This is a genomic window from Larkinella knui, assembly GCF_003858645.1.
Lineage (GTDB): Bacteria > Bacteroidota > Bacteroidia > Cytophagales > Spirosomataceae > Larkinella > Larkinella knui.
The window spans coordinates 729,969-755,426 of the sequence record NZ_RQJP01000005.1 but is presented as its reverse complement, the minus strand read 5'-3'; the positions used below and the strand labels follow the sequence as shown (position 1 = coordinate 755,426).

Sequence of the window (25,458 nt, the reverse complement as noted above, 5' to 3'; positions counted from 1 at the left end):
GGTATTTCATTTAAATTCGTATGGATAAGAATAATTTCCGGCGCTTTTTTGGCGCAACGCTGACCATCCTGGGCATCATTGTCGTTTTGTTTGCCTGCGTGGCTTTCCTGTCGGACGCCAAACCGGTATTGGGTATGAGCATCACCAAATGGGAATCGCTGGCCCCTTTTGTAGTTGGTCTGGTATTTTTAGGTTCGGGAGTGAGTTTGATCAATAATTCGTAGCAGCTCGTCCGCTTCGCTCTTGAATCAGGGCTCAAAACCGCTAAAACAAGAGAAAATTGCGGTTTAATCCGTGGGCTGACTAAAACCGAGCGCGTGGATCCTGCCAGCATTGACTACGGTTTTTGACCTTATAAATACTACTTTTTATCTCCAATCCTGCTTCCACGAGGAACCGCATCCCCGAAGCGGGGCATTCCGTCTACAACCGGCCCACACCAATCAACTAATAGTCAAAGGTTTATATACTGGTATAACATTTGAACAAGAGGCAGTACAACTCAATGTTTAACCTGTTAATCTTTTACTAGTATGGCATCGTTCACCGATCAGTTAGCAAAATTTTTTGGCACCCAGGACACCGATACGTCACTGCGTGAATTATTCATCAGCGAATTAAAAGGCATGTACTATGCCGAAAAACAAATTGCCGACGCGCTGCCGAACATGGCCGAAGCAGCCACTACGGATGTAGTACGGAACGGTTTTGAACAACACCTTTCTGAAACGCAGAATCAAATCCGCCGACTCGAACAGATTTTCCAACATCTGGGCGTGGAAGCTGACGAAAAAACCTGTAATGCCGTTGATGGCCTAGTCGATGATGGCGACATGGTGATAGCCCAAACGGATTCCGGTACTTTGACCCGCGACGCCGGTCTGATCATTGCCGGACAAAAAGTTGAACACCACGAAATTGCGGCCTACGGCTCCTTGCATTCACTGGCCCGGTTGTTGGGCTATCACGAAGCCGCGCAACTCATTGAGGAGAGCTTGCAGGAAGAAAAAAATACGGACAAGAAACTGACCGAAATTGCGGAGTCGTTTATCAACGAACGCGCCAAAATGGAGTCGGACAACACGGATGATACCGATCGCGACAGCGTTCGGAGTCAGGTGAGAGATACCGTCAACGAAGGCGATTATGGCCGGACCAGCGGTTCTTTCCAGAGCGGAAGCAGCTATTCGGGCGTAGTAGGCTCGGGCACGGAGGAAGATGCCGCAGCTTTGCAAAACGATGAAACCCTGCGTTCTTCCCGCAATTGGGCGTCTGACGACGAAAACCGCTCCGATTCGGGCACGGGTACCAACGATTACCGTCGGGCCGGGCAGGATCCACTAACGGGCGGTCCCAGCGGATTTTAATCACTGAAAAGTACTGCATTCACAACAAAGCGGGGCACCTCGAATCTTCGGGCGTGCCCCGTTTTTGTACACCTATTTCAATAAGCTAATCCCAATCTGGCACGAGAGACACTTCTTGAGCTGACAATAATTTTTGTATACTTCAATGGAGGCCTGGGAGTCGAACGCCGTGCGGATTGGAATGCCCAGCTGTTCCCAGATCCGGGTAACGCGGTTATTTTCGGCCGGCACTTGTTCCAGCAACCGGATGGCCCGTTCCCGGTAGTCCGGCTGGTCTTTGTAATGAGAATAGGCCGTCAGCAGCGGTACGATCGCATTGATGAGCAGATTTTCGGCGGCTGTATGGCCCAGCGTCGCCAGCACTTTATCCGATGTTTTACCAAACCGGTAATGCGTCTGCCAGTAGCTTCCCGGCGTCACCTTCAGGTGCCGGAGCAAGACGGCGCTGTCGTCGGTTTGAATCAGCGCCGAAAACAAACTGTTTTTGAACGTTAGAAGCCGGGCGAATTGTGCCAGCCGAAGCGTGGGAAAATTGGCCGGGCGGAGTTTGGACCACTTCCAGGAGTAGGACGGCATTTTTTTGGTCAGTAACTGGTATTTGGTCGCCAGAAACCGGTATTCGCGTTGCAATTCGGCTTCGTATTCATCCGGTTTTTCGCTCCCCAGCAGCCCGGCCGTTCCAAACAGAATGGCTTCCATTTGCAACAGGTTATCCCGGTGTTTCTGCAAGATTTTTAACGGCACCTGACGGCTCAATTGCCCGAAAGGCTCCGTGTTTACCTGAAAACCAAAAGCCGCAGCCAGTAACTGGTAGGTGGTTTCTTCCCAATCCAGATCCGTGCTATGAAACAACGCCATCACCCCGGCCGCTTTTCGCTCCAGCCGTTGCAGCAGGGCCATATCGAACATCGCCGTCCGGCGTACAGGCTCTACATTGGTGACCTGCCCGGCACACGGTATGTCGCCTGACTCAGCCAACAGGGTCTGATACCGTTGCAGCAACGCCCGATCCGTCCGTTCGCTCAGGCACAAAGTCGGTATGGCCGAACCGTCTGACCGCTTTAACGCAATGGACTCTTTTTCCCAAACAATATGCAGAATCACATTGTCGTAAGCCCGGTCGTACTGGTGGCGGTGAAGCAGCCAGTCGGCGGCCCGAATGTGTGCTTCAACGGTTCCGACCCACTCAACGTCGCCAATGAATAAACGGGCGTGCGTAAAATCCGGCCCCGCATCGGGATTTCGATAGCCCGGATGAATCACCCGAAGGCTCTCCCCCTCTATCGTCCGCAGATCGGTGTTCCGGAAATATTGAAACTGCCAGAGGAAATAGATAAACTCTTCCGACATAAAGAGTTAAGAATTAAGAGTTAAGAATTAAAAACAGGTACAGGGCTGCACGGCTGTTTAGCATTGGAAGTTGAAAAAGGCAAAAAGTCACACTTTCCACCAAAATTCTTCCCGGAAAGGCCCCCCGTCACCTGTTTTAACTCTTTCACGCTTACATCTTAACTCATCACTCTGACCTTTAAATTCCTAACTCATCCTTCACAAATAGCCAGCCATTTCCCGTTGTAACGTCCGTGCTTCGTCGGCGGCCCGCAGCGCAAAGTCCGTACCGCCGGAAGCGTAAAGGATGCTCCGGGAGGCATTGACCAGCAGACCACACTGCCTGTTTAGACCAAAGCGTGACACGTCGGCCAGGCTACCACCCTGCGCACCGACGCCGGGAACGAGCAAAAAATGATCGGGAATGAGCGTTCGGATGTGCGCCAGTTCGTCGGCACGCGTAGCGCCGACGACGTACATCATCCGGTCGGCTCCGGCCCAGGTTTGCGACGTACGAATTACTTTTTCGTAAAGTTTTTCTCCCTGAACGGGTAGTTGCTGGAAGTCGGCACTGCCGGCATTGGAGGTCAGGGCCAGCAGAATGACCCATTTATTTGCAAATTCGAGGAAAGGCTCAACGGAATCCTGCCCCATGTAGGGCGCAACGGTTACGGCATCGAAATCCAGCCCCGACGAAGCCGGATCGAAAAACGTGCGGGCGTATAAACCGGACGTGTTACCAATATCACCCCGTTTGGCGTCGGCAATGGTAAAACAGTTTTTGGGAATATACTCCAGCGTACGCTGCAGGCTTTCCCATCCGCGGGGCCCCTGTGCTTCGTAGAACGCAATGTTGGGTTTGTAGGCCACCGCATAGTCGGCCGTCGCTTCGATAATTTGTCGGTTAAAGGCGGCAACCGGGTCCGGTTCACGCTGGAGATGCGCCGGTATGCGTCGGCTGTCGGTATCCAGCCCAACACACAAATAAGACTTTTTGGTTAAAATAGCATTATACAACTCCTGGGCCGTCATAGATTGGTCGAATACGGAAGTTAATAGTTGGGATTCTGCAAAAAGGTGAGGCTCAAAATTACTGGAAGTAGAGAGAGTTTCCTAAATTTGTCCACTGATGCCGGACAAACCGGTTATTTAGGCTCAATTAGTATTTCATGCAAGTCATCAAAACGTCGATTGAAGGGTTGATCGAACTACGCCCTCAGACATTTAAAGACTCCCGTGGTAGTTTTCTGGAGACGTATAATCAACCGGTTTTTAACGCATTGGGATTGCCCGCTCAGTTTGTGCAGGATAACCAATCCTTTTCAACGAAGGGCGTTTTGCGGGGTTTGCATTTTCAGAAGGAACCGTTTGCGCAGGGGAAGTTAGTTCGGGTCATTACAGGCAAGGTGATGGATATTGCCGTGGATCTGCGCGAAGACTCGCCAACCTTCGGGAAATACGAAGCCTTTATCCTCGATTCGGAAATTAGTAACATGGCTTACATCCCGGAGGGCTTCGCCCACGGTTTTGTAGCACTGGAAGATAGCATTTTTAGTTACAAATGCACCAATGTCTACAACAAAGCCTGCGAGTCGGGTATCATCTGGAATGATCCTGATCTGAATATCGACTGGGGTATCAGCAATCCGATCGTGTCTGATAAAGACCAGCAATTAGCCAGTTTTCGTGATTTATATCCGCAATCGGTAACTTAAAGTATACTTATCATCCCGTAATTATAGAACCGCTGCCAGGAGCGGTTTTTTTGTATCCGTTTAATAAACCAGCACTACCCATAAAGTTAGTTTTGGCACGATTCATGTCATTTAAAGATGGAGATTGAGGACGCCGTGCCAAACTTTTACAGCGTAGCCGGCCCTCTTACCATACTCGTAATCCATTCCACAATGGCGTTCGGTTTTCTGACTCGTGCCCGTACAAGAACTCCCCAGCCAGAATCGTCGGCTGTAAACACCGGACTCTGTGTCGATGTTCACGCCCAATTGTTACCGGGTAATCAGGACGGAACCGATTCGGTGGAACACAGCATCAGTCTGCTTCGCGAGCTTGCGGCACTGGGCTTTCGGAAGGTAATTACAACCCTTCACATCATGGATGGGTTTTATCAAAACACCACCGACAGCATCTTTGCAGCGGCCTCTTTGCTCAAGTACGAATTGCAAAAATTGAAGATTAACATTGAAGTAGAAGTGGCAGCCGAGTATTTTGTCGATATCAATTTGCTGCGAATTCTGTATTCCAAATCGGAATTGTTAACATTCGGCCAGGGCACCACCCAACGGTATATGCTTTTTGATACCAGCCTGGTCAAACGTCCCTATGAGCTGGACAAGGTCATCACGGCACTTCAGCAGCGTAACTTGGTACCGGTAATGGCGCACCCCGAGCAGTATATTTACCTCCAGAAAAATCCGGAATCACTTCGGGAGCTTCATTATCAAGGCGTTAAGTTCCAGCTAAATCTCCTTTCCCTATCGGGTCAGCCATCGCGCGAGGCCCGTAGCCTGGCGGAATGGATGATCGACCAACGGCTTGTTTCCTTCGTCGGAACCGACATTTACCACGAAACTCAGCTACCAGCCATCAAGCAGGCCCGTAAACTTCCTTATTATCAAAAGGTAATTGAAAGCGGCTTGTTAAATAATACGTTGCTATAAACGCCTTATTCGCGTTCATTTCTCAAACATTTCTTCCATTACCTTCTTGCCAACTTTGCGCGCAGACAGCGGATTCTGACCGGTTACCAACCGTTCGTCAACTTCAATGAAAGGCAAAAATGGAATTAAACTTTTCCGATAAAGCGCTTTTTTTTTCCGAAGCTCGTCTTCGAGCAGAAACGGTATTTCATCGGTTAGCCGTAACAGCTTTTCCTCGATTGTGGCGAAACCCGTAATCTGGCGGTTTTCAATTAGCAAACTTCCATCCGACAACCGCACGTTCAGTAAGGCACTAACACCGTGGCAAACGGCCGCCACCATTCCTCCGCTTTCGTAAATCTGCCGGGTGATCTGCTGAAGCCGCTCATTATTCGGAAAATCCCACAGGGTGCCATGGCCGCCCGTAAAGTAAATCAGCTGGTAAGTAGCCGGGACAATATCGTCCGGCTTGAGTGAATTCTCCAGCTTCGTTCTAAACGCCGGATTGTTGTACCATTTCTCGTTGGTATTATCCTTCCGCTGCAGACTGCGCTCGTCAATCGGTACATTTCCTCCGTTTGGACTGACCACATCGAACGGTATTTCTTTGTCTGATAATTCATCATAAAAATGCGTGATCTCACTTAACCACAGCCCCGTTTTCTCCGGTTTGGTTTTGAAAGCGGTATGATTGGTACAAACGATGAGCGCCCGAATGGAAGGATTCATAACCAAGTGCATGAAGTCGATTAGTTGACAAATATCCACAAAATCGCCGAAAAGAAATCCAGCGATTTTCTGTAAAATACCACCAACTAAAATTCTTTACAAATCACCAATCACCGCTATATTATTTGGATTATTTTACTATTTTTGGATCAACCGTACCGTAAACTTGCAAATTACCTATACTATGAAAACCGTATCCTACGAGTCGATCAAGGCTGATCAGGCTTGGATTACTGTGACCCAACATCTGCAACGTCGAAATCAACTCCTTGCCGACGGTATTGCTTATCTGCAAAAACACCCCACCGACCACGCTATGGCAAATCGGTTAGCCGTCATTCAATACCACTTAAGGGCAACAGTCCGGCGATTGATGGACGAAACCGCGGCCACTCGCTCGCCGACTCAAATGAAGCAACTCATCAAACGGCAATGGCTGATGATTCATCAATTGAATTTTCTGCTTCGGCAAATCGACGATGAAGTACGCAAAATGGGCATCACCAGCCCGGTTTTCCGTTCGTGGGTAAACCGGAAACAAAATCAATTTTCGTACAAGGCCCCGTCAGGCCTGTACCTGAATTAGTGCCCCGGCGATGATCAGACAGGGAAGCAATGAATCCGTCCGGACCTGACCTGTTGCAACCCTTTTTTCAATTTTTCAAGGTCCTCGACCGACCAGTCCAGCCGTTTGTTGGCTGACATACGACGCAGGTTCAACTGGCTAAACTGTTCCAGCAGCCGCCGTTTGGCAGACGGCATCAGTAACACCTGGCTCATAAACGGCACTAACTGCCTTTCCAAACGGATGCACGAACTGTCGGACAGGCCGAAATACCCTGCCAGCAACCGAACTTCACTAACCCGCCAAAGGCCCGGTTTTTGACGGCGCAAACGAAGCGTATTTTCGGCCAATTGCAGAGTTTTGCTCAGGTTCCGGTTGTCGACGTCGCTATCTTTCATACGCCACATCAGGGCCTGGTACGTATTCAAATAAGAGTCGAGCAGTTGTTGCAATGCTTCCATGTTTCAGATTTTTAATGTGATTGGGTTAACACGGAAGTAATGACAAAAAAAAAGCCATCTGAACGTTCAGATGGCATGAAGTGCTTTTCAGCACTTATTAGCTGTATCTATGAATCAAAGAGTAACCGTTTCCATGGACGCAAAAATCAGTTGTATTCTAATAAGGACTCTTTGGTCACAAAAGGATTTTCGCAGGCAAATACTATGCCTTGTTATCCCAATGATGGATTAATTCGCAAATTGATTTACTTTCTGGCTAAGGGCATCGTCGGAAACGGAGCCGGATGTAATCAGAACTTCATACCGAAACGTAACCGACTTGCCCGCAGGCAGCACATAATTCATCGGTTTATCTTTCCCTTCGCTCATAATACTGGGAGCCAGCGGATTAGCTGCGTATAAACCATATCCGCGCGAGTGCCAGTAGGTTGGATATCCGACATTTTTGGGGTTATCCAGAATCGCTACGGAAACGTTTTCTCCATTGATCACGCCCGTCAGGTTCATCCATTTGGCTCGGGTTCCCCACACTTTTTCACCTTCTACGCCCTCACTGCTTTTGTATTTTCCGGTTACGCCGGTATTATCCATTTGCGACACTTTGGTAGCTACCCCGCTGGCGTCGGTAAATACTTCCGGTTTGTTGGACGGATGTTCGAGCTGCCGGGCCAGGCGGATGGCCACCATGCCTTCCTTGTTATCCTTGAATGTAACGTCTTTATCGACGGCTTTCAGCGTTGTGGTGCGGTCGATGACGCGCTCTTTAGCCGTTCCCCGGAAAACAAACGTAGTTGTTTCCTGCAACATCGGTTTGCCATCTTTGTCGAGCCAGTCGGCCGTAACCACCAGTTCGCCCTGATCCTTGCCACTTTTCAACGACTTGATTCCGGTATGAACGATGGTGCCGAACGGTCCGCCGTGGCCCTTGACGTCGTTGGAATTGTTCCAGAAATCGTGGCCATTCACATCGCCGTAATTGAGCCACATGCCCACGTGGTGCGGGTGATCGACGCGCTCACCGGGTCGTGGCTCCATGGGCCAGCCCCGGGTAATGAAATTTCCACCGGCCGTCCGGATCGGGTACAGCACCGGCTTTTTCAGTACATCCGGGCCGGGATAGATATAAGAGGTAAACGGTTTACCGTCGATGGTGACATCAACGCGTTTCTTTGCTTCGTTATTGGTGAGTTGAACCGCTTGCTTCTGGGCCATTGCAACGGAAGCCAGCAGGCAAAAGGAAAGGATCAGTTTTTTCATGTTCAGGTAGCTATTTATAGGAACGCGGATTGAACAGATCAAGCGGATTAAAACAGATAAATCCGTTAAAACCCGTTACATCCGTCCAATCCGCGTTCCTATCTTATCAATTAGACTTTTACCACTTTGCCACTCGCCAGCACTTCCTGTTTGGTGTTGTCGTAGGTTACCCGTTCGCCGGTTTGGTAGGCGATGGTCGACATGATGCTGGCCACCGAGTGGTTGTAGCCGGCTCTGGCGGGAGCATTCGGTTCTTTCCGGCTGCGGACACATTCCATCCAGTTGCGCATGTGCCGGGAGGTCATCGGATCAGCACCGGTATTGGCCGATGTTGTCATTTTTTCACCCGTTGTTGCCAGCGTCTGTTCCGTGAGCAGATTGGCCTTCATGCCCATTTCCTGCGCGTATTTTGCTTCAAGACCACCTTCGGGACTAATTTTATTGGTATCCAGGTTGATCATACCGCCGTTGGAATAATACAACTCTTTGGTACCGCCCGCTTCGTTGGTCATGCGCGAACTATACATTACCTGGAAGCCTTTCGTCTTGTCATTGTCCGGACCGTAATCGAAAACCGCCGTAAACGTATCCGGGTTGATGCGGCCATCTTTCCAAACGTAAATACCGCCATTGGCCACCACACTGCGCGGATGGTCATAGCCACTGAACCAGTGTACGGTATCGATCTGGTGCGACATCCATTGGCCCGGAATACCGGATGAATAGGGATAGAACAGACGGAATTCCAAGTACTTACGCGGGTCCCAGGCCACTTCCGGGCGATTCATCAAATACCGTTTCCAGTCGGTATCTTCTTTCCGGATTTCAGCAACGAGTTTCGGACGGCGCCACCGCCCCGGCTGGTTGACATTCCAGGTCATTTCGACCATCGTAATATCCCCGAATTTACCGGATTTAATGTACTCATTGGCAGCCCAGTAGTTGGGTGTGCTCCGGCGTTGTGAGCCAACCTGCACAATCTTTTTGCTTCTTTCCACGGCTTTCAGGGCCTTGCGGGCATCTTCCAGCGATTCGGCAAACGGTTTTTCCACGTACACATCGCGTCCGGCGTCAACCGCTTCGGCACAATGCAAAGCGTGCTGAAAATCGGCGGTGCTGATAATCACGGCGTCAACGTCCTTGCGGTCGTAGAGTTCGTCATTGTTGCGGCATTTAATAAAGTTGTCTCCGCCGATAAAGCCTTTCTGTTTCAAAAAAGCTTCCGCTTCATCCCGCCGACGGCTCCAGATATCGGATACGGCCACAAACTCAAAATTGAGTTCTTTGGAATGGGAGGCAAAACTGGGGGCGAGAGCACCCCGAAACCGGTCCGAGAACCCAACAATTCCAACCCGAACGCGATCGGCGGAGCCGAGGATGCGGGCATAACTGGCGGCTGAGAAGCTCATTCCGAGCCCCGCCAAAGCAGATTTCTTTATAAAGTCGCGACGATTTTCCATGCGGCTGGTCGTTTAAATGTTAACTACAATACGTCTGAATGCTTCCAAAAGACTATGAATGAAAGACTTATTTAGTAAAAGTCTACTGATATCGGTATTCGGTTTACGGTTTTCGGTGGCTACCGCGTTTTTACAGTATGCGTCAGCCACCGAAAACTGTAAACCGAATACCGTAAACCCTACAAGGTTTTAATTTTCATGTTCCGGAAAGAAACCTTGTCGCCGTGATCCTGCAACAGAATGTGGCCTTTGGGTGCTTCGCCGAAACGACCGTGGGCATTATACGAAGCGGCTTTGTACTTGCTCTGAGCCACCAGGTTCCGGAAATCTTCGCTTCCCCGCTCGTATTCAAGCACTTTCTTGCCGTTCAGCCAGTGTTCAACGTGACTGCCTTTCGAAACCACCCGGCCGGTATTCCACTCGCCAATCGGATTGACTTTCTTGTCTTTGGCCGGAATCAGATCATAGAGTGAACCAACCGTCCGGTTTCCATTGCGACCCAGTTTGGCATCCGGATGTTTGTCATCGTCCAGCACCTGAAATTCCAGCCCGTAAGCCGATCCGGACGGTTTGGGATTTTCCTCAACTACAAAGTATTTCAATCCGCTGTTGGCGCCTTCGGTCAGTTTGAAGTCGAACATCAGGTCGAAGTCCTTGTATTCGCCTTCGGTCACAATGTCGCCATAATGCGTCGATTCCGACCCGTCGGTTTTCGAAATGGTCAGCAAACCGTCTTCGATCAGCCAGCCTTTCTCCGGAAACTTGTCCTTGTAAGCTCCCCGCCAGCCTTTGGTGGTTTTGCCGTCGAAAAGCAATTGCCAGCCTTCTTTTTTCTCCTTGGCCGTCAACGTATTGGGTGCCTGCGGTTTCTCAGCGGCAATCAAGCCCATGAATAGTACTGCCGAAATAAATAATGCTTTCATAATTTTCTTCTCCGCTAAACTCTGATTTTCTCTGGTCAACCCTGTGTAACAGTTAAATAATTATTACACAGGGTTGACCAGAGAAAATCAGAGTTTATCAGGGTTAAAGTGGGAAATTGAGTGTTTTGGTGATGTACTCTTTGTTGATTTGAGCGCACTGCAAAGGGGTTTTGTTCGGGTCCGGAACACCGTCGAGTTCGACCACACCCCAGCCTTTGAACTTGATTTTATCCAAAGCCGCAAATACCGCCGGAACATCCACATTGCCCTGCCCGAGTTCAACGAATTTATACGCTTTTGGATCGTCCGGTTTTTCGGGCAGTGGGCTTTTGGTGTCTTTCAGGTGAAGCGTATGCAACACGTCCTTGTATTGCACCACGGCTTTGGCCGGGTCGCCCCCGCCCTGCTTGTAATGCGCAATATCCAGCAGCAGTTTGACGTATTTCGGATTCATTTCATGAACCAGAATATCCACCTCTTCGGGCGTTTCGCCCCATTGTTTCATGTGGTTGTGATACGTCGCCTGAACGCCCATATCGGCGGTTTGCCTGCCGATTTCGTTCATCACGCTCGCCAGTTTCTTCAATTCTTCGGTGGTGGGTACCTCGCCGTTTTTCCGCAGGCTGTTGGTCATCTGAAACGCCGAACCGCCCAGTGCTTTTACGAAACTGGCGTGGGCCACGTGCATATCCACGGTACTTTGAAATTTTGCGGGATCGATTTCCACATTGCCGCTCGAGAACATCGCCAGTTTCAGTTTATGCTTATCGAGCATGGCTTTCAATTCGGACGGTTTTGCCTTGTACGGGCCGAAGGTATTCGCCCGAAGCTGAATGCCTTTATAACCAAGCGATGAAATATCCTCTATGGCCTTAACGGTTTGAGCATCAGCATTACCCCAGGTGATTCCGGAGTAGCCGATCATGAGTCCCGATTTTTTAGCGGTGTCGGCCAGCAGATCGGTTTTGGTGGCCAGAACGAGTGCCGATAAACCGGCGGAAGCAAGGAACTGGCGTCTATTAATAGCCTGCATAGTTGGTAAGTATGGTCCGCAACCACGGTTTTGGCTGCGTTTTTTGGGAAAAGAATTCTATAGCAAGGAAGGAATTTCGGCGTGTAATCTACTCAATGGGGCCAGAAACAAGTGGCCCAGAACCGGAATTCCGGTTCTGGGCCACAGATTCATTTGACGTAACGTATTTCTTAATACCCCGGATTCTGCGCAAAGCCCGGACTTCCGTCGGCTCCTTTTTCCGTCCGGTCGATTTGGGTTTGGGGAATCGGCCGCAGGTTATGAATCTCTTTCACGTTCGGGGCAGCCTGGGGGTTGTATTTCTTCACCCGATCAACCAGATTTCCCCAGCGTTTCAAATCCATCCAGCGCGTTTGCTCACCCAGAAGTTCGCGTCCACGCTCTTCCATGACCATATCCATGGTCATTTCGGCCGGCGTGATTTCCATAGCGGCTTCTTTTCCCGGCCAGGCGGCACGACGACGCACGGCGTTGATGGCGGCTGTCGCTTCGGCCGTTTTACCCAATTTCAACTGGGCTTCGGCCAATATCAGATACGTTTCCGCCAGTCGGAAGGCTAAATAATCACGGCTACCGGGTTCATAGGTCCGGTCCGGACGCAGGGGATCGAAGAATTTCTGCAATGTCGGAAAAAGAGCCTCATTGTAGGCGCTGGGCACCAGCACCTGGTACGGTTTAGCAGCCCGCTGCGCCAACGTCCATTCAACGCCCGGAATGTAAATGGCCGTGTCGCCGGCTTTAAACGTGACGGTCTTTTTGGAGTTGTCGAAGGCGGTATTATAGGTGCCGGGAGAGTTGCTCAGCCAGGTATCCCGGAACGTCTTTTTGTACCGGGAATCATTGACGCGGTCTTTAAAAACAGTTTCCAAGCAGTAAGCCGTGGGGCGAAGCCGCTTGAAAGGCCGGCCATAAAAGATATCGCGGACCATACCCGCCTGCACATCATACTGCATGCCGAAGAACAGGTGGAGGTTGTTACCACCGGTATTCCCACCAGAATTGGCAACCGGAGGGCTCGAAGCATTGGTCAGCGGATCAGACGTATACTGCACCGCAAAGATGACCTCATCGCTAATTTCACCGGCTCCCTGGGCAAATACGCTCGCAAAATCAGGCAACAGTTTAAAGCCATAATTGGCAATCACGTTCTGGGCATACGTTGCGGCTTTGGCATAATCATCAGCGGCTTTGGCCGACGAGGTCGCTTTGGTCAGATAGACCCGGGCCAACAGGTGTTCGGCAGCGGCTTTGGTTGCGCGGCCGTAGTCTGCCGACCGGATTTTGTTGTCCAAATCCGGCACGGCCGATTCGAGATCGGCCAGAATAGCCTTGTAGATGTCAGCTTCCGTGGCCCGGCTGGTTTTTTTGGTGGGAGTCAGCGTTTCCGTCAACCGCAAATCGACACCGCCCCATTGTTGAACCAGAATAAAGTAATAGTGTGCCCGCAGAAATTTCACTTCGGCCACCCGTAACTTTTTCACCGCATCCGTAACCGTAGCCGCCGGCGCACGCTCGATGACCGAATTACAGGTATTGATACCGCGATACAACTCTTCCCAAACGTTTTGCAGAAAATCCACAAAGCTATTCAGCTGGGTATCGTAGAAATGAAAGCCCTTGTAACCGCCATCGGCCCCCGTCGCATACAAGTCCGTGCCGAACTCCGTCATAGTCAGGCCCTGTTGTGTCGCATAGAAGCTTCGCAAGGGCGCATAGGATGCTTTGACGGCATCCTCAAATCCTTTTGGGGTATTCACGTAATCGTTCCCGATACTGGAGATTACTTTTTCATCCAGAACGTCCTTACACGCCTGTCCGCTGAGCAAGAGCGCTGCAAGGCCCAGGACACGGAATGATGCTGTTGAAAATATAGATTTCATGTTTTAAAATCGAAAGAGTGTTAAAAACTCAAAGAGCAAATGGCATCGCCGTTTCGGTTTTATGGCTAAAAGAGCGATGATTTACCGGATTAAAATTTCACGTTTAAACCAAAGGTCATGATCCGGGTCGCGGGCACCACATCATTGTTGATCGTGCCATCGGCCGTTTCAGGATCGACACCGTTGTATTTCGAGCGGTATTTCGAAAAGATGAACGGCTGCTGAATACTGGTAAACAGACGCAGCGACTGCAGACCCAGTTTCTGGGCAATACCGGACGTAAACGTGTATCCGAAATTGATGTTACGAACTTTCACAAACGTGCCATCGAAGTAAAAGAGCGACGAATTATACACCGGAAATTCCTGGTTCGACTTGGGTTGCGGGAATTCATTTGTGGGATTATTCGGCGTCCAGTAGTCTACTTTGATCTGCTGGTAACGACCGGCCAACTGGTTGTTATCCCGGTGGAAACCGCTCAGGATGGTCTGACCAAACCGGCCATAGACGAAGAACGATAAATCGAACCCTTTGTAATTGAATCGGTTGGTAATCCCGGCACTGAAATTGGGAATATCCGACCCCAGAAAAACCCGGTCATCCGACGTGGTTTTACCGTCGTTGTTGGTATCCTGAACTTTGATCTGGCCAACGGAGCTTTGGTACGATTTAGCCAGATCGGCTTCGCTGGTCTGCCAGATTCCCGCCTTCTTGTAATCATAGAAAGCCGTTAAGGGTTTGCCAATAAACCACTTGTTCCCGATGTCATCGATGGCACCGTTGTAAAGCGAAATAATGGCTTCATTATTTTTGGTAAAGGCAAAGTCCGTCGTCCACTTAAACCCACCTTTTGAATTAACGTTTACCGTCGACAGACTGATTTCGATCCCGCGGTTCCGGGTTTCGCCGACGTTCCGCGTCACCGCGTTGAAGCCGATGGAAGTTGGCAACTGATCAGACAGCAGCAGGTCGGTGGTATTGGTCTGATAGAGTTCGATCGAACCGGACACGCGGCCTCTCCAAAGGCTAAAATCTAACCCAAGGTTTGATGAGGTCGACGTTTCCCACTTCAAATCAGGATTTCCGATCGTGCTGGGGCGATAACCAAACGCACCGGTATTTCCGAAGGCATACACCGTGCGGCCCAGCAATCCCTGGGTCTGATACGGCACCACGCCCTGATTCCCGACCGACCCGTGGCTTACGCGTATTTTTAACTGATCGAGCCACGAAACGTTTTTCAGAAATTCTTCATTGCTGATGTTCCAGGCCAAAGCCAGACCCGGGAAGTTACCGTACTTCGTGTTTTTACCAAAACGGCTTGATCCATCCCGCCGAAGGGTAGCGGTTACCAGGTACTTATCCTTGTAGTCGTAGTTAATCCGACCCATAAACGAGTTGATCGTCCACTGGATCAAATTGCTGCCTACCCCCAACACCAAACTCGCATTACCCACATTGTTATATTGCTGGGTTTCGGCCGGAACACCCTGTACGGAAAGGTTACTGTACTCAAAATTATCCCGCTGAATGGATTGCAGAGCCGTTATGCCTAAATTATGGTCGCCGAACGTCTTGTTATACGTCACGATATTTTCCAGCGTGTAGTTAAACCCAACCTGGTTGTTGGTCGACGCCGTTGGGTCGCCACCTTTCCGGTCGTTGGTCAGCGAACCCACGAAACGTCCTGCGCGGGAAACGGAGAAATCCGGCCCGAAATTAATCCGGTATTTCAACCCGTCGATGATGTTGGCTTCGGCATAGACACTGTTGAAGATGCGGTATTTCTTGATTTCGTCCACCTGCGCACCCGGTACGATTTCTGCCAGCGGGTTGGTCAATAAAGCATCGTTGGTGGGTGCAAAAATGAGCTTGCCGTTGTCGTCATACGGTCTGCCGAGCGGATTTTGCTGGAGCGTAAACCGGTAGGGATTGATATTGGCCCCGTTTCGAACGCTGTACATCATATAGGCCGAAAGACCCACTTTGATAACCTTGTTGATTTGATGGTCGATGTTGGCCCGCAGTGAATACCGCGAATAATCCTGACCGGGAACAATGCCTTTATCCCGAAAAATGCCCGCTGAAATATAGAACTGCGTTTTTTCGTTACCGCCCTGAATGCCCAGCGAATGGTTTTGCTGAATGCCCTGCCGGAGAATCATCGACTGGTAATCGGTGTTCCGGTTGGCGGCAATCCCCGCAGCAACGGCCGGATCGCCCCCCAAAACCGCTACTTTTGAATCGGCAAAGGCATCGCCAACACCGGTCGGCACCGGCTTGCCATTCGCGTCATTGTAGAGATTGGTGGCCCGATACGCTTCCCGAACGTATTCCGTAAACTCGGGACCGGTGAATAAGTGAACTTTGTCCAGTGGATCGGTAACCCCAGCGTACGCATCGTAACTGATCGTTGTTTTTCCGTTGGCATTGCCTCGCTTGGTCGTTACCAGAACCACCCCGTTTGCACCTCTGGCACCATAAATGGCGGTTGCGGTGGCGTCTTTCAGAATTTCTACCGAACCCACATCATTCGGGTTTAAATCTTCGTATCCCCCGGAAGCAAAATCGAATGGACGAGTTCCCAAAAGTTCGTTCCGATCGCCGGTAAGGGGAATCCCATCGACCACATACAGGGGATTGTTTCCGGCATTAAACGAACGACGGCCGCGAATCCGGACCGTTGGTGTCGCACCCGGTCGGCTACCCGACTGCGCCACATCCACCCCCGCTACCCGGCCCTGCATCGCCTGGCTAATGTTGGTAATCGGCATTTCGGTAATTTGCTTGGCCGAAACCGACGAAATAGCGCCCGTCAACTGGCTTTTTTTCTGCGTACCATACCCCACGACAACCACTTCGTTCAGCGTCCGGTCGTCTGTTTTGAGCCGAATCTCAATGGTTGAGCGGGTTCCGGCGGTTACTTCCTGCGTAATAAACCCCACGGATGAGAAAACCAAGACAGCATTGTTGTCCGGAATCGCGAGTTTGTAATTGCCTTCGGCATCGCTGGTGGTTCCGCGCGTCGATCCTTTCACGGCGATGTTAACGCCCGGCAGTGCGCTGTTGTCTTCCGAACTCAAAACCCGGCCTGTCACCGTCCGTTCCTGCACGGCAGGGTCTTTTTTTTCAACCGCCTTCAGGGAATGCAGCGCCACCCCTTTGGGGTTTGCAACAGGCGTTTCGGTTGGTGGTCGATGCGACCCAATGGCGGCCTGAACCGGCAGACTCCCAGCCAGCAGACCCGCCAACCCACAAGCACCCAGACGAGCCACCAGCGTGGCGCGATTTGGTTTGGGAAAGTGGAATGAGGTAATTGTGTACTTCATAAAAATAGAGATTGGTTGATTTTAAACTATAAAAAGAGATTGAAATGCGGCAGTCAGGGAACTTAGGTAAAATAAATAAGCGGCAATTGCGGTAAATCGGTGTAGGCAGGGATGAATGACGTTTTATTTTGCACCGTGATCCGCGCCGGTATTTCAACAGATTCTCCGGGTTTCATCTCGATAATCTGCGGATCGTCGTTCAGCATCAGTTTTATTTTTCCGGCCGACAGCCCAACCCGCGTTCCTTCCTTTCGTTGCGATACGTTGAACCGGGTACCCTGAACCTCCACCGTGAGTGTGGTGGTATGAACCCGAAATTTACTGTCTTCGCCGGAGCCGGGGCGCTGGGCTACCGTAAAAGACGCTTCGCCTTCGAGCCACACCGCCCGGGGCACTTCTTCTGACCACACCCGGGCAAAACGGATCTGGCTGTTGCCAATCAGCTTCACCAGCGTTCCATCCGGCAGCTTTACGGTTTTGGCCACTCCGATCGGGGTTCGCACCGTTTCCATCGCGTGCGACCATTGCATCCAGAGCACCCAGCCGATAAATACCACGATACCGGCCGCGGCACTCACCCAGCGAAATATATACCAGTTTGTTACCCAACTTTGGACTTCGGGCTGCAACGGTTGCAACTCAGGCATTTCCTGAATCGACGACCGGATTCGCCCCCACAACGACATCACCTCCTCTCCTTCCATCGGCCGGGATGCCGGATTTGAAGCCATACGAACCAGTTCGCGGGCTAAATCGACTACTTGAGTTTTGTAAGGATGGTGGGCCAGCCAACCCTCCCAATACGCCGAAACCTCAGCATCATCAGGATGTTGAACCCACCGAATGAACAGTTCGTCAGCGGCTAACTCCTCGGCAGTATAGGCGGAGAAGTGTTTCATTTAGTATTTTTTGTAGATAAAGTTTACTAAGTCATAAAAGGAGGACTCCATAAACGTTCTACTTGTCCCGTTTATAAATTTGACGACAAGACTTTTTTACATCCTCGTTTTTAGACGAAAAAACCGTTTTATCCACCAAAATGGCTAAATAGGCGTATTTTCAGGAAACTACTTAAGTAATCTTCCGGAAGTTCTCAGAAGAAATTGACCAGTGAAGGAATTCGTTTTGCAGGAAATTACGGAATGGAATACCGGCAATCGGCCGCCGGATCAACGAGGTTCATGACCACCACATGCCCGACCCGCTGGTAACCCGGCATTTTGGCGCAGGGGCCGTAATCAGCCCGGGTGGCCAGGCCAACGCCCAGAAACCCTTCGCTTTCGGCCGGGCCGCGATTGTTGTGAAACCCGGAGCCGCCAGACGCATCCTTGTCCTGAATCAGCAACGTTTCGCGATGCCCCCAGGCCACGGACGCATCCTGATAAAGCCAGGAAAACAGGGCCTGTTCCACTATAAAAGGCGGTAGTTGCAGCACCGGTTTATCACTGCTGTAGTAGCAAAACATATAAATATTTTCGGCCCGGGACATAAATTCGTAGCATTTGCTCCCGAATACTGCCTGGGCCGTGATGCGGTCGAGGGCCGTGCGACCATCGTGGCTGGTGTGTCCAAAAAAATGATGGGCCGTCATGTCAGCAGCGTGAGCCTGGGCAACCTCGTTGAGGTGGGTTTCCAGGGCTTCGAGTGGCAGACCAGCGGCTTTGCCCCCTCCATAATTGACGCCAGCCCGGGCGGTTCGTTCCTGATTGGTGAGCAACAAGGCCCGCTCGGCGGGGGCAAGTTGGTTGTAGTTTTCCGGTAATGACAATACCCCGAGGCTATTGGCCGGAAGTTTCATCTGCTTTTCCTCCTGCCGACGCGCAAAATTAAAGGAGTTGACAACCTGGGCCGCTGTTTCAAAAACCGGGAACCCATTGGGGGCGCTGGTGTAAGCCGGATCTTTTGGCAGTTTGACATCGGCCTTCAGATTTTTCGGTGACTGGCCGAATACGAAGTAAGGAGTGAGCAGAAGCAAACTGAGGAATAGTCGCATCACAGCGGTGTTAGTGGCAAAACCGGGCGTTCTGCATAATTACTAATAAAACCGCAAAGAGCAACCATTCCTGCCACAGCCGAAATCAATTCCGTTATCCTTTGCGGTTTCGAGTCCGGTAATTTAATGCCCGATTAGCAGGCGCAGTACGTTCTGCACCCGGCCGTTGCCTTCCTGAACTTTCACCCAATACAGGCCCGGTGGTAGTGGTTGACCCGGTACGACGTCCATGGATGCGGTATTGGCACTGGTTCGAACGGATAGTTCCATTCCTGCGGTGTTGAGGAGTTTGACGGTTAGGTGATCGCTACCGGAAGCTACCAGCGTAAACCGCCCGTCGGCACTCGGATTCGGAAACAGATAGCGGTCCCGATTGGCGGATTCAATCTGAACGGCCACGATTTTCGAAAGCTCCGTTCGGCCGTTGACGTCGCTTTGTTGCAGGCGGTAATAATACGTTTCGCCCGGTGTCACCTCGTCGTCTGCCCAGCCGTAGGCCCTGGTTTCCGAAACAGTCCCATTTCCCTTTACAAACCCAATTTTTTCAAACGCTTGGGCATCCCGGCTTTTCAAAATGTCGAATCCCAGATTGTTATCTTCCCAGGTTGTCGACCAGCCCAGCACCGCCTTGCCTTCGCGGGAAACCCCGGAGAAATAAAGCAGATGCACCGGAAGCGCATCCGTAGCAGCAAACGTGCAGCCGGCATTCGCTGTCGGATCAGCAATGTTCATCACAACCACATGCCCGGCAAAACTGCCGGAACAGGACGCGGAATAAGCGCCAACCGGCGTCGACGCAATCCCGATGCCCAAAAACCCCTCACTCGAAGCGCTTCCGTGATCGTTGACATAGCCCCGCAGCGTATTCGGTGGGGGAGCCACATAAATATCATTATTCTGAATCAGCATGGCTTTTCGGTGTCCCCAACCGGTTGCCGAATCCCGGTAGAGCCAGTTGAATATAGCCTGTTCGACCAGAAAGGTCGGCGTCGTTGCGCTGCTGCTGCACGCAACATAAATATTTTCGGCATATCCCATACCGGTTTGACAACCAGCCGGATACGTGGCATTGACCCGATCAAACGAGGTCGATCCACCTGCTCCGGTATGGGAAAAAGTGTTGCTGGCCACCAGAAATGCCGCGTGGTTCTGAGCCGTTGTCACTAGAGCACTTTCAACCGCTTCCATGGGTAAACCCAAAACCGCCGTCGTTCCCGGATACGTAACCCCACTCCGGGCAATCCGCTCCTGATTGATCAGAAACAACGCCCGGTCGTTGGGCGAAAAGGTGGCATAATTCGCGGGCAAGGACAAATTACCCAAACTATTCGCCGGCAGGCCCAATTGCGTTTCCTCGGCCCTTCGTGCGGCATTGAAAGCGGCAACAATCTGGGAAGTACTCGAGAAAAAAGCGGAAGGAGCGAAATCAGTTTGTGCTGGTGCGATTAACGCAATATTAGATGTCAGATTGGTGGGAGATTGGGCATAGGTACTCGAAAAAACAGTCAGGAAAGCCAGCAATGCGCCGTAACGAAGCCGAACAAGTACAGTTTTAGTCATGGATAGGCGCGGTTTTGGGCAAAGCCCGGCAATTAAGTACGATTTCTACTTGAGACTGTTTTCAAGCAACTAAGTAACAGGAAGTTGCCAAAAAACTTCATTTTGAAACCTAAGGATCAGATTTCGGGGGTTACTAACTAATTATTTCCATTTTATCTACGATTAATTCAAAATAAATGCTATTTTACACTTTTAATATCCAGCCAATCTTTTTGCTATGAACACGTTACGCTCTGATTTCCAGAAAGGGCAGACGCTGCTTGACTATTTTTATTATTGGGAGAAACAACAACCCAATAAAGTCTATCTGCGCCAGCCCCAAGGTGGCCGCTACCGTGATTTTACGTGGTGCGAAGTCGGCCGGCAGGCCCGCACGCTGGCAACATATCTGAATTCGCTGGGTTTACCCGCGAAAAGCAACATTGGTCTCGTATCTAAAAATTGCGCACACTGGGTTATTGCCGATCTGGCCATTTTGCTAAGCGGCCACGTGTCGGTGCCTTTTTATCCAACCCTGACGGCCAGCCAGTTACAGCAGGTGCTCGACCACAGCCAGTGCCAGGCGTTGTTCGTCGGCAAACTGGACAAATGGCAGGAAATGAAATCCGGTGTTCCGAAAACCGTACCGTGCATCGACTTCCCGCCCCAACAACCGGTGCTGGGTTTGCCCGACGCGACCCATGCCCAATGGGAGGATATTCTGGCCCGCTATGAGCCCATGACGGATAATCCGCAGCCCCATTCCGAAGATTTATTTACCATTGTTTATACCTCCGGCACAACGGGCAACCCCAAGGGCGTGATGATGCCCTACAAAGCCATGATCAGTGCCATCGACTCGACCAAACCGCTGATGTGTGTCGATGTACCCGATCCGCGTTTTTTTTCGTATCTGCCGCTTTGCCACGTTGCCGAACGCAATCTGGTGGAAGCCCTCAGCCTGATCACGGGCGGCACGGTTTACTTTGTTGAATCGATGGCCACCTTTGCCAAAAATCTGGCGGCTGCCCGTCCGACGCATTTTCTGGGCGTTCCCCGCATCTGGCTGAAATTCCAGCAAACCATTCTGGCCAGAATGCCGCAGCGAAAACTCGACCAGTTGCTGAAAATTCCGCTGCTTTCCGGTATTGTCAAGCGCGAACTCCGGATGGCGCTCGGCCTGAATGATGCGCGGCTGATTCTGACCGGAGCGGCTCCCACCCCGGTGCCCCTCATCCGGTGGTTCCGGCAACTGGGTATCAACATCCAGGAAGCCTACGGGATGACCGAGAACCTGGGCGTTGTGTCGGTGATGCCCGCCAACACCATTAAAGACGGCACCGTCGGGATGTTGTATAGCGGTATTCAGGTGAAATTCGATGCGGTTACGGGTGAGCTTATGACCCGTTCCGACTGGACGATGCGCGGTTATTTTCGGGAACCCGAGATGACCGCAGCGGCTCTGGATTCGGAAGGATGGCTCCATACCGGCGACGTCGGCACGCTGGACGACGAGGGATTTTTAACCATTACGGGCCGGATGAAAGAAATCTATAAAACCACCAAAGGGGAATTTGTGGCACCGGCGCAGATTGAAAGCGGTTTTTCGGAGAATAATTTTGTGGATCAAATCTGCGTGGCCGTCCACCAGTTACCGCAGCCGATTGCCCTCATCATGTTGTCAGAAACCGGACTTAAAGCGGATAAAGTCGAGGTTTCGCAAAGCCTGGAAGAGACCCTTAATTCACTGAATCCCAACCTGCACACCTACCAGCGGGTAAAGAAAGCCGTAATCGTGAAAGATCCCTGGACGGTGGACAATGATATGATGACGCCATCGTTGAAAATAAAGCGAAAAATCATTGAGTCGCGGTACGAATCCCACCTCCAACCCTGGCTGGAACGGGAGGAAACGGTGATCTGGGAAGGGTGAACGGATTCCACTGCTCCCGGCCGCACCGGCTGGCCCGGTGGATACAACCGCGACGGATCACTTAACAACCCCGGCATGAAACTTTGTGTAGCCCAGGTCAGACCCATCAAAGGAGACATCGAGCAAACGATCACCAACCACCAGCGACTGATCGATCTGGCCGTTTCGAACGGGGCCGAAATCGTCATTTTTCCGGAACTCTCCCTTACCGGATACGAGCCGGAACTGGCCAGTGAACTAGCGACAACGCCGGATGACCGCCGGTTTGACATTTTCCAGCAGATCAGCGATACCCGCCAAATCACGATTGGGGTTGGCGTACCGATCAAAGGGGAAGCTGGGATCTGGATCAGCCTGGTTTTGTTTCAGCCTCAGCAGGCGAGACACCTGTATTCAAAAAAGTATTTACACGCGGATGAAGAACCGTTTTTTGTCAGCGGAAAAAGTACCGTCACGGCACTAGGTCCTGAAGCCCGCATTGCCCTGGCCATTTGCTACGAATTATCCGTTCCTGAACATTCCGAAAATGCGTTTAAAAATGGCGCAAAAGTCTATATTACCAGCGTAGCGAAGTCAGCCAGTGGCATGGAAAAAGCCGGCGAAACGCTGTCCGCTATCGCCCGAAATTATGCAATGACGGTTTTGATTGCCAACTCCGTTGGTTTCTGCGATACTTTTGAAAGTGCGGGAAAAACCGCCATTTGGAATAACCAAGGCCAGTTGGTGGGCCAACTGGATGATACGGAAGAAGGAATCGTGCTTATCGATACGGACACCCAGGAAGTAATTGAACGAACCCTATAAGCTGAATTTCCACTTTGTATGGACAGGTGAGGCCACCCCTCGCAACCGATATTTCAACCTAAACGCTGGTCCTCCACATTCTCCACAAGCCCAATCTGCTGCGAGTGTTGAATCGCGTCGGAGCTGTGTCTGAAGTAACAGCACGGAACACCGGTGGCCACAATCTGGTCGACAAACTCCTGTGTCCGGACCGCATTTTGCGGGTTCACCCGGCGCAAATACACACACCGGATCTGGTGCGGAAAGTGGGTAACCAAGGAGGTATAAATATTCGGATCTTCCTGAGTATCATCCCCAAGCAACACGAATTTCATGTCCGGAAAGGCTTCCAGGATCCGGACAATCCGGGTAAATTTGGTCACGTGTTTATTCTGTCCGGTTTTCAAAATCTCGCCAAAGCCTTTCAACTGGCTCAATAAATAAATGCCGTCGGGCATGTTGTTTTTTTCGCAAAACGTCAGGATGTAATCGTACAGATTCCATTCGCTGCTGGAAACATAGAAGAACGGATTCAGGGCGTTTGCGTTGGTTCCGGCGCGGGCCAGGAGTTGATAATGGGCGACAACATTTTCAAACGGATCCCGGCTGTGGGCATTTTCGGTCAGCAGCACGTGCAGTCGTTTGCGGAGGTTGGACGAATGCGAAATCAAAAACGTATCGTCGATGTCGGAGACGATGCCAATCGGCGTCGAATGCGGCCAGTACACTTCGCCCTGCCCCGTTGCAATCGGTTCTTCCGATTCGGGACCCGTCCGGATCAGATCGACTTTTACGGGATGCCAGCCGGGTGGAAAGGGTTCATCGGGCGTCCACTCCAGGCGAAAAAAACCGTCTTTTTCGGTGACAAACCGCACATCCTCCTCAATACCGCTTACCTTGACGGTTACGCCGGAAACGGGCTTCATCATAAAAAGCCGCAGCAACGCAAAGCTATTGATCCAGAAATTCTGCCGGTATTTTTGCCGCGGCATGGGGCTCCGGCGCAACACGTGACCAAACACAACGACTTTCTGCTGATGGACATAGCCCCGGTAAACTTTCACAGTGGACCCCTCAGTAAGCCGCAGCCAGGTTAAGATTTTATGTTTTATACCGCCACTTGCCTTCATTCTTGGTTACGTATAAATAGTTGATGGTTTACGGTAGTGTATATTCATCATTTGTCATTCAAAATTCCTCTTTCCACAGTGACTGTTGGCGTTGGAAACGAACGAATGGATGTCGATTAGCGAGTATCTAAACCTGTAAACCTATTCTCACTGATTCAGGAACATGTCGGAAGCTAAAAAGTTAAAATTTCTATTCGCCATCAACCCGATTTCTGGCGGACAGGATAAATCGGAGTGGGAAACGGGTATTCAGGCTTTTTTTGAGAAACAGCCGCATTCCGTCGAGTTGTTCCTGTTGGATGGTAAAACCGATGAACAGAAGCTGCCCAAACGCATCGAATCGTATAAGCCCGACCGGGTGGTAGCGGTGGGTGGCGACGGCACCATCAAATTCGTTGCCGAACACGCCATGAACGCCAAAATACCGCTGGGCATTCTCCCCGCCGGCTCGGCAAACGGAATGGCTAAAGAGCTCAATATACCGCCAACGCTGGAGGCCAGTCTGGAAGTGGTGGTCAACGGGGTTGAAAAAGCAATCGACCTGATCTGCATCAATGGCACCGAACACTGCCTGCACCTGAGCGACATCGGTATGAACGCCCAGCTAGTGAAATATTTTGACGAAGGCGGCACCCGCGGCAAACTCGGCTACGCGCGCGGGGTGTTGCGGGTACTGATGCGGAGACGGCTGCTGCGCCTGGCCATCAACACGGGTGATGAGGTGGTGCACCGGGCGGCTTTCATGGTGGTGCTGGCAAACGCCCGCATGTACGGAACGGGCGCCATCATCAACCCCGACGGCAACGTGGCCGACGGAAAATTCGAGGTCGTCGTGATCCGCAAGCTTTCTTTTCGGGCCATTTTTGGCATGTTTATCCACTTCCGGCCGTTCGATCCGAAGCACATCGAAATTTTTCCAGCCACGTCGGTGCACATTGTCACCAAGCGGAAAGCTTATTTTCAGATCGACGGCGAATACCGGGGAAAAATCCGGGAGATCACCGCGGAGATCTGGCCGGGAAAATTGCAAGTGGTTTTACCGGCTTAGGAACTGTTAAAAAATCCTAACAAGCCTGCAATCCCTTTCAAA

The 25,458-nt window shown here is 51.1% G+C and carries 22 protein-coding genes; 8 read left to right on the top strand and 14 right to left on the bottom strand.

Annotated features, from left to right (window positions below; genetic code table 11):
* Positions 1-20: 20 nt before the first annotated feature.
* Both EHT87_RS25450 and EHT87_RS25445 read left to right on the top strand, forming a co-directional pair.
* The gene (locus EHT87_RS25450; RefSeq protein WP_124909506.1) at positions 21-224 is read left to right on the top strand and encodes a hypothetical protein; all 204 of its coding nucleotides are present in this window, start codon (positions 21-23) and stop codon (positions 222-224) included.
* A gap of 309 nt (positions 225-533) precedes the next feature.
* Positions 534-1,367 carry a YciE/YciF ferroxidase family protein gene (locus EHT87_RS25445; RefSeq protein ID WP_124909504.1) on the top strand — a complete coding sequence of 278 codons (834 nt, stop codon included), beginning with the start codon at positions 534-536 and terminating at the stop codon, positions 1,365-1,367.
* Between the two features lie 72 nt (positions 1,368-1,439).
* Here EHT87_RS25445 and EHT87_RS25440 read toward each other — a convergent pair whose 3' ends face one another.
* Positions 1,440-2,717 carry a DUF2851 family protein gene (locus EHT87_RS25440; protein WP_124909502.1) on the bottom strand — a complete coding sequence of 426 codons (1,278 nt, stop codon included), beginning with the start codon at positions 2,715-2,717 and terminating at the stop codon, positions 1,440-1,442.
* A gap of 198 nt (positions 2,718-2,915) precedes the next feature.
* Positions 2,916-3,728 carry an orotidine-5'-phosphate decarboxylase gene (gene pyrF, locus EHT87_RS25435; RefSeq protein ID WP_124909500.1) on the bottom strand — a complete coding sequence of 271 codons (813 nt, stop codon included), beginning with the start codon at positions 3,726-3,728 and terminating at the stop codon, positions 2,916-2,918.
* 137 nt (positions 3,729-3,865) lie between these two features.
* Here pyrF and rfbC point away from each other — a divergent pair, with 137 nt between their 5' ends.
* A complete protein-coding gene (rfbC, locus tag EHT87_RS25430) occupies positions 3,866-4,411 on the top strand; it encodes a dTDP-4-dehydrorhamnose 3,5-epimerase (protein WP_124909498.1) in 546 nt (181 codons plus the stop codon).
* A gap of 192 nt (positions 4,412-4,603) precedes the next feature.
* Complete coding sequence (locus EHT87_RS25425) at positions 4,604-5,374, top strand: tyrosine-protein phosphatase (protein ID WP_124909496.1); 771 nt, start codon at positions 4,604-4,606, stop codon at positions 5,372-5,374.
* Between the two features lie 15 nt (positions 5,375-5,389).
* On the opposite strand, the gene EHT87_RS25420 is transcribed toward EHT87_RS25425, so the two are convergent.
* A complete protein-coding gene (locus EHT87_RS25420; RefSeq protein ID WP_124909494.1) occupies positions 5,390-6,082 on the bottom strand; it encodes a type 1 glutamine amidotransferase domain-containing protein in 693 nt (230 codons plus the stop codon).
* Between the two features lie 184 nt (positions 6,083-6,266).
* Here EHT87_RS25420 and EHT87_RS25415 point away from each other — a divergent pair, with 184 nt between their 5' ends.
* Positions 6,267-6,668, top strand: a complete 402-nt coding sequence (locus EHT87_RS25415) for a hypothetical protein (RefSeq protein WP_124909492.1) — start codon at positions 6,267-6,269, stop codon at positions 6,666-6,668.
* A 14-nt stretch (positions 6,669-6,682) separates the two neighbouring features.
* On the opposite strand, the gene EHT87_RS25410 is transcribed toward EHT87_RS25415, so the two are convergent.
* The 10 genes from EHT87_RS25410 to EHT87_RS25365 all read right to left on the bottom strand — a co-directional run bounded on the left by EHT87_RS25410 (position 6,683) and on the right by EHT87_RS25365 (position 20,543).
* On the bottom strand, positions 6,683-7,108 hold the full coding sequence (locus tag EHT87_RS25410) for a hypothetical protein (protein ID WP_124909490.1): 426 nt from the start codon (positions 7,106-7,108) through the stop codon (positions 6,683-6,685).
* A gap of 228 nt (positions 7,109-7,336) precedes the next feature.
* Entirely contained in the window at positions 7,337-8,365 is a 1,029-nt protein-coding gene (locus EHT87_RS25405) for a DUF6807 domain-containing protein (RefSeq protein WP_124909489.1), read from the bottom strand.
* 110 nt (positions 8,366-8,475) lie between these two features.
* A complete protein-coding gene (locus tag EHT87_RS25400) occupies positions 8,476-9,825 on the bottom strand; it encodes a Gfo/Idh/MocA family protein (protein ID WP_124909487.1) in 1,350 nt (449 codons plus the stop codon).
* A gap of 179 nt (positions 9,826-10,004) precedes the next feature.
* Positions 10,005-10,748 carry a 3-keto-disaccharide hydrolase gene (locus tag EHT87_RS25395; RefSeq protein WP_124909486.1) on the bottom strand — a complete coding sequence of 248 codons (744 nt, stop codon included), beginning with the start codon at positions 10,746-10,748 and terminating at the stop codon, positions 10,005-10,007.
* Positions 10,749-10,851: 103 nt separating this feature from the next.
* A complete protein-coding gene (locus tag EHT87_RS25390) occupies positions 10,852-11,781 on the bottom strand; it encodes a sugar phosphate isomerase/epimerase family protein (protein ID WP_124909485.1) in 930 nt (309 codons plus the stop codon).
* A 170-nt stretch (positions 11,782-11,951) separates the two neighbouring features.
* The gene (locus EHT87_RS25385) at positions 11,952-13,661 is read right to left on the bottom strand and encodes a RagB/SusD family nutrient uptake outer membrane protein (RefSeq protein WP_124909484.1); all 1,710 of its coding nucleotides are present in this window, start codon (positions 13,659-13,661) and stop codon (positions 11,952-11,954) included.
* 89 nt (positions 13,662-13,750) lie between these two features.
* Positions 13,751-16,990 (bottom strand): SusC/RagA family TonB-linked outer membrane protein, encoded by a 3,240-nt coding sequence (locus EHT87_RS25380; protein ID WP_229321341.1) that lies wholly within the window; start codon positions 16,988-16,990, stop codon positions 13,751-13,753.
* A gap of 62 nt (positions 16,991-17,052) precedes the next feature.
* On the bottom strand, positions 17,053-17,889 hold the full coding sequence (locus EHT87_RS25375) for a FecR family protein (RefSeq protein WP_124909483.1): 837 nt from the start codon (positions 17,887-17,889) through the stop codon (positions 17,053-17,055).
* Positions 17,890-18,125: 236 nt separating this feature from the next.
* Positions 18,126-18,983, bottom strand: coding sequence for a CAP domain-containing protein (locus EHT87_RS25370; protein ID WP_124909481.1), 858 nt, complete (start codon positions 18,981-18,983; stop codon positions 18,126-18,128).
* 123 nt (positions 18,984-19,106) lie between these two features.
* On the bottom strand, positions 19,107-20,543 hold the full coding sequence (locus tag EHT87_RS25365; protein WP_124909479.1) for a T9SS type A sorting domain-containing protein: 1,437 nt from the start codon (positions 20,541-20,543) through the stop codon (positions 19,107-19,109).
* A gap of 217 nt (positions 20,544-20,760) precedes the next feature.
* On the opposite strand from EHT87_RS25365, the gene EHT87_RS25360 reads away from it, so the two are divergent.
* Both EHT87_RS25360 and EHT87_RS25355 read left to right on the top strand, forming a co-directional pair.
* Positions 20,761-22,455 carry an AMP-binding protein gene (locus EHT87_RS25360; RefSeq protein WP_124909478.1) on the top strand — a complete coding sequence of 565 codons (1,695 nt, stop codon included), beginning with the start codon at positions 20,761-20,763 and terminating at the stop codon, positions 22,453-22,455.
* 75 nt (positions 22,456-22,530) lie between these two features.
* Positions 22,531-23,259, top strand: a complete 729-nt coding sequence (locus EHT87_RS25355; RefSeq protein WP_124909476.1) for a carbon-nitrogen hydrolase family protein — start codon at positions 22,531-22,533, stop codon at positions 23,257-23,259.
* 53 nt (positions 23,260-23,312) lie between these two features.
* Here the strand turns inward: EHT87_RS25355 and EHT87_RS25350 are convergent, their stop codons facing one another.
* Entirely contained in the window at positions 23,313-24,302 is a 990-nt protein-coding gene (locus tag EHT87_RS25350) for an App1 family protein phosphatidate phosphatase (RefSeq protein ID WP_229321339.1), read from the bottom strand.
* Between the two features lie 229 nt (positions 24,303-24,531).
* Between EHT87_RS25350 and EHT87_RS25345 the strand changes: the two genes are divergently transcribed.
* Positions 24,532-25,416: a diacylglycerol/lipid kinase family protein gene (locus EHT87_RS25345; protein ID WP_124909474.1), complete on the top strand. Its 885-nt coding sequence runs from the start codon at positions 24,532-24,534 to the stop codon at positions 25,414-25,416.
* Positions 25,417-25,458: the final 42 nt, after the last annotated feature.

What these genes read in the sequence shown, in the direction of transcription:
- EHT87_RS25400 (WP_124909487.1), bottom strand. Translation starts at nt 9,825, where the DNA reads ATGGAAAATCGTCGCGACTTTATAAAGAAATCTGCTTTGGCGGGGCTC.
- EHT87_RS25395 (WP_124909486.1), bottom strand. Translation starts at nt 10,748, where the DNA reads ATGAAAGCATTATTTATTTCGGCAGTACTATTCATGGGCTTGATTGCC.
- EHT87_RS25405 (WP_124909489.1), bottom strand. Translation starts at nt 8,365, where the DNA reads ATGAAAAAACTGATCCTTTCCTTTTGCCTGCTGGCTTCCGTTGCAATG.
- EHT87_RS25380 (WP_229321341.1), bottom strand. Translation starts at nt 16,990, where the DNA reads ATGAAGTACACAATTACCTCATTCCACTTTCCCAAACCAAATCGCGCC.
- EHT87_RS25445 (WP_124909504.1), top strand. Translation starts at nt 534, where the DNA reads ATGGCATCGTTCACCGATCAGTTAGCAAAATTTTTTGGCACCCAGGAC.
- EHT87_RS25370 (WP_124909481.1), bottom strand. Translation starts at nt 18,983, where the DNA reads ATGCGACTATTCCTCAGTTTGCTTCTGCTCACTCCTTACTTCGTATTC.
- EHT87_RS25440 (WP_124909502.1), bottom strand. Translation starts at nt 2,717, where the DNA reads ATGTCGGAAGAGTTTATCTATTTCCTCTGGCAGTTTCAATATTTCCGG.
- EHT87_RS25425 (WP_124909496.1), top strand. Translation starts at nt 4,604, where the DNA reads ATGGCGTTCGGTTTTCTGACTCGTGCCCGTACAAGAACTCCCCAGCCA.
- EHT87_RS25365 (WP_124909479.1), bottom strand. Translation starts at nt 20,543, where the DNA reads ATGACTAAAACTGTACTTGTTCGGCTTCGTTACGGCGCATTGCTGGCT.
- pyrF (WP_124909500.1), bottom strand. Translation starts at nt 3,728, where the DNA reads ATGACGGCCCAGGAGTTGTATAATGCTATTTTAACCAAAAAGTCTTAT.
- EHT87_RS25360 (WP_124909478.1), top strand. Translation starts at nt 20,761, where the DNA reads ATGAACACGTTACGCTCTGATTTCCAGAAAGGGCAGACGCTGCTTGAC.
- EHT87_RS25375 (WP_124909483.1), bottom strand. Translation starts at nt 17,889, where the DNA reads ATGAAACACTTCTCCGCCTATACTGCCGAGGAGTTAGCCGCTGACGAA.
- EHT87_RS25450 (WP_124909506.1), top strand. Translation starts at nt 21, where the DNA reads ATGGATAAGAATAATTTCCGGCGCTTTTTTGGCGCAACGCTGACCATC.
- EHT87_RS25355 (WP_124909476.1), top strand. Translation starts at nt 22,531, where the DNA reads ATGAAACTTTGTGTAGCCCAGGTCAGACCCATCAAAGGAGACATCGAG.
- EHT87_RS25345 (WP_124909474.1), top strand. Translation starts at nt 24,532, where the DNA reads ATGTCGGAAGCTAAAAAGTTAAAATTTCTATTCGCCATCAACCCGATT.
- EHT87_RS25410 (WP_124909490.1), bottom strand. Translation starts at nt 7,108, where the DNA reads ATGGAAGCATTGCAACAACTGCTCGACTCTTATTTGAATACGTACCAG.
- EHT87_RS25415 (WP_124909492.1), top strand. Translation starts at nt 6,267, where the DNA reads ATGAAAACCGTATCCTACGAGTCGATCAAGGCTGATCAGGCTTGGATT.
- EHT87_RS25420 (WP_124909494.1), bottom strand. Translation starts at nt 6,082, where the DNA reads ATGAATCCTTCCATTCGGGCGCTCATCGTTTGTACCAATCATACCGCT.
- EHT87_RS25390 (WP_124909485.1), bottom strand. Translation starts at nt 11,781, where the DNA reads ATGCAGGCTATTAATAGACGCCAGTTCCTTGCTTCCGCCGGTTTATCG.
- rfbC (WP_124909498.1), top strand. Translation starts at nt 3,866, where the DNA reads ATGCAAGTCATCAAAACGTCGATTGAAGGGTTGATCGAACTACGCCCT.
- EHT87_RS25385 (WP_124909484.1), bottom strand. Translation starts at nt 13,661, where the DNA reads ATGAAATCTATATTTTCAACAGCATCATTCCGTGTCCTGGGCCTTGCA.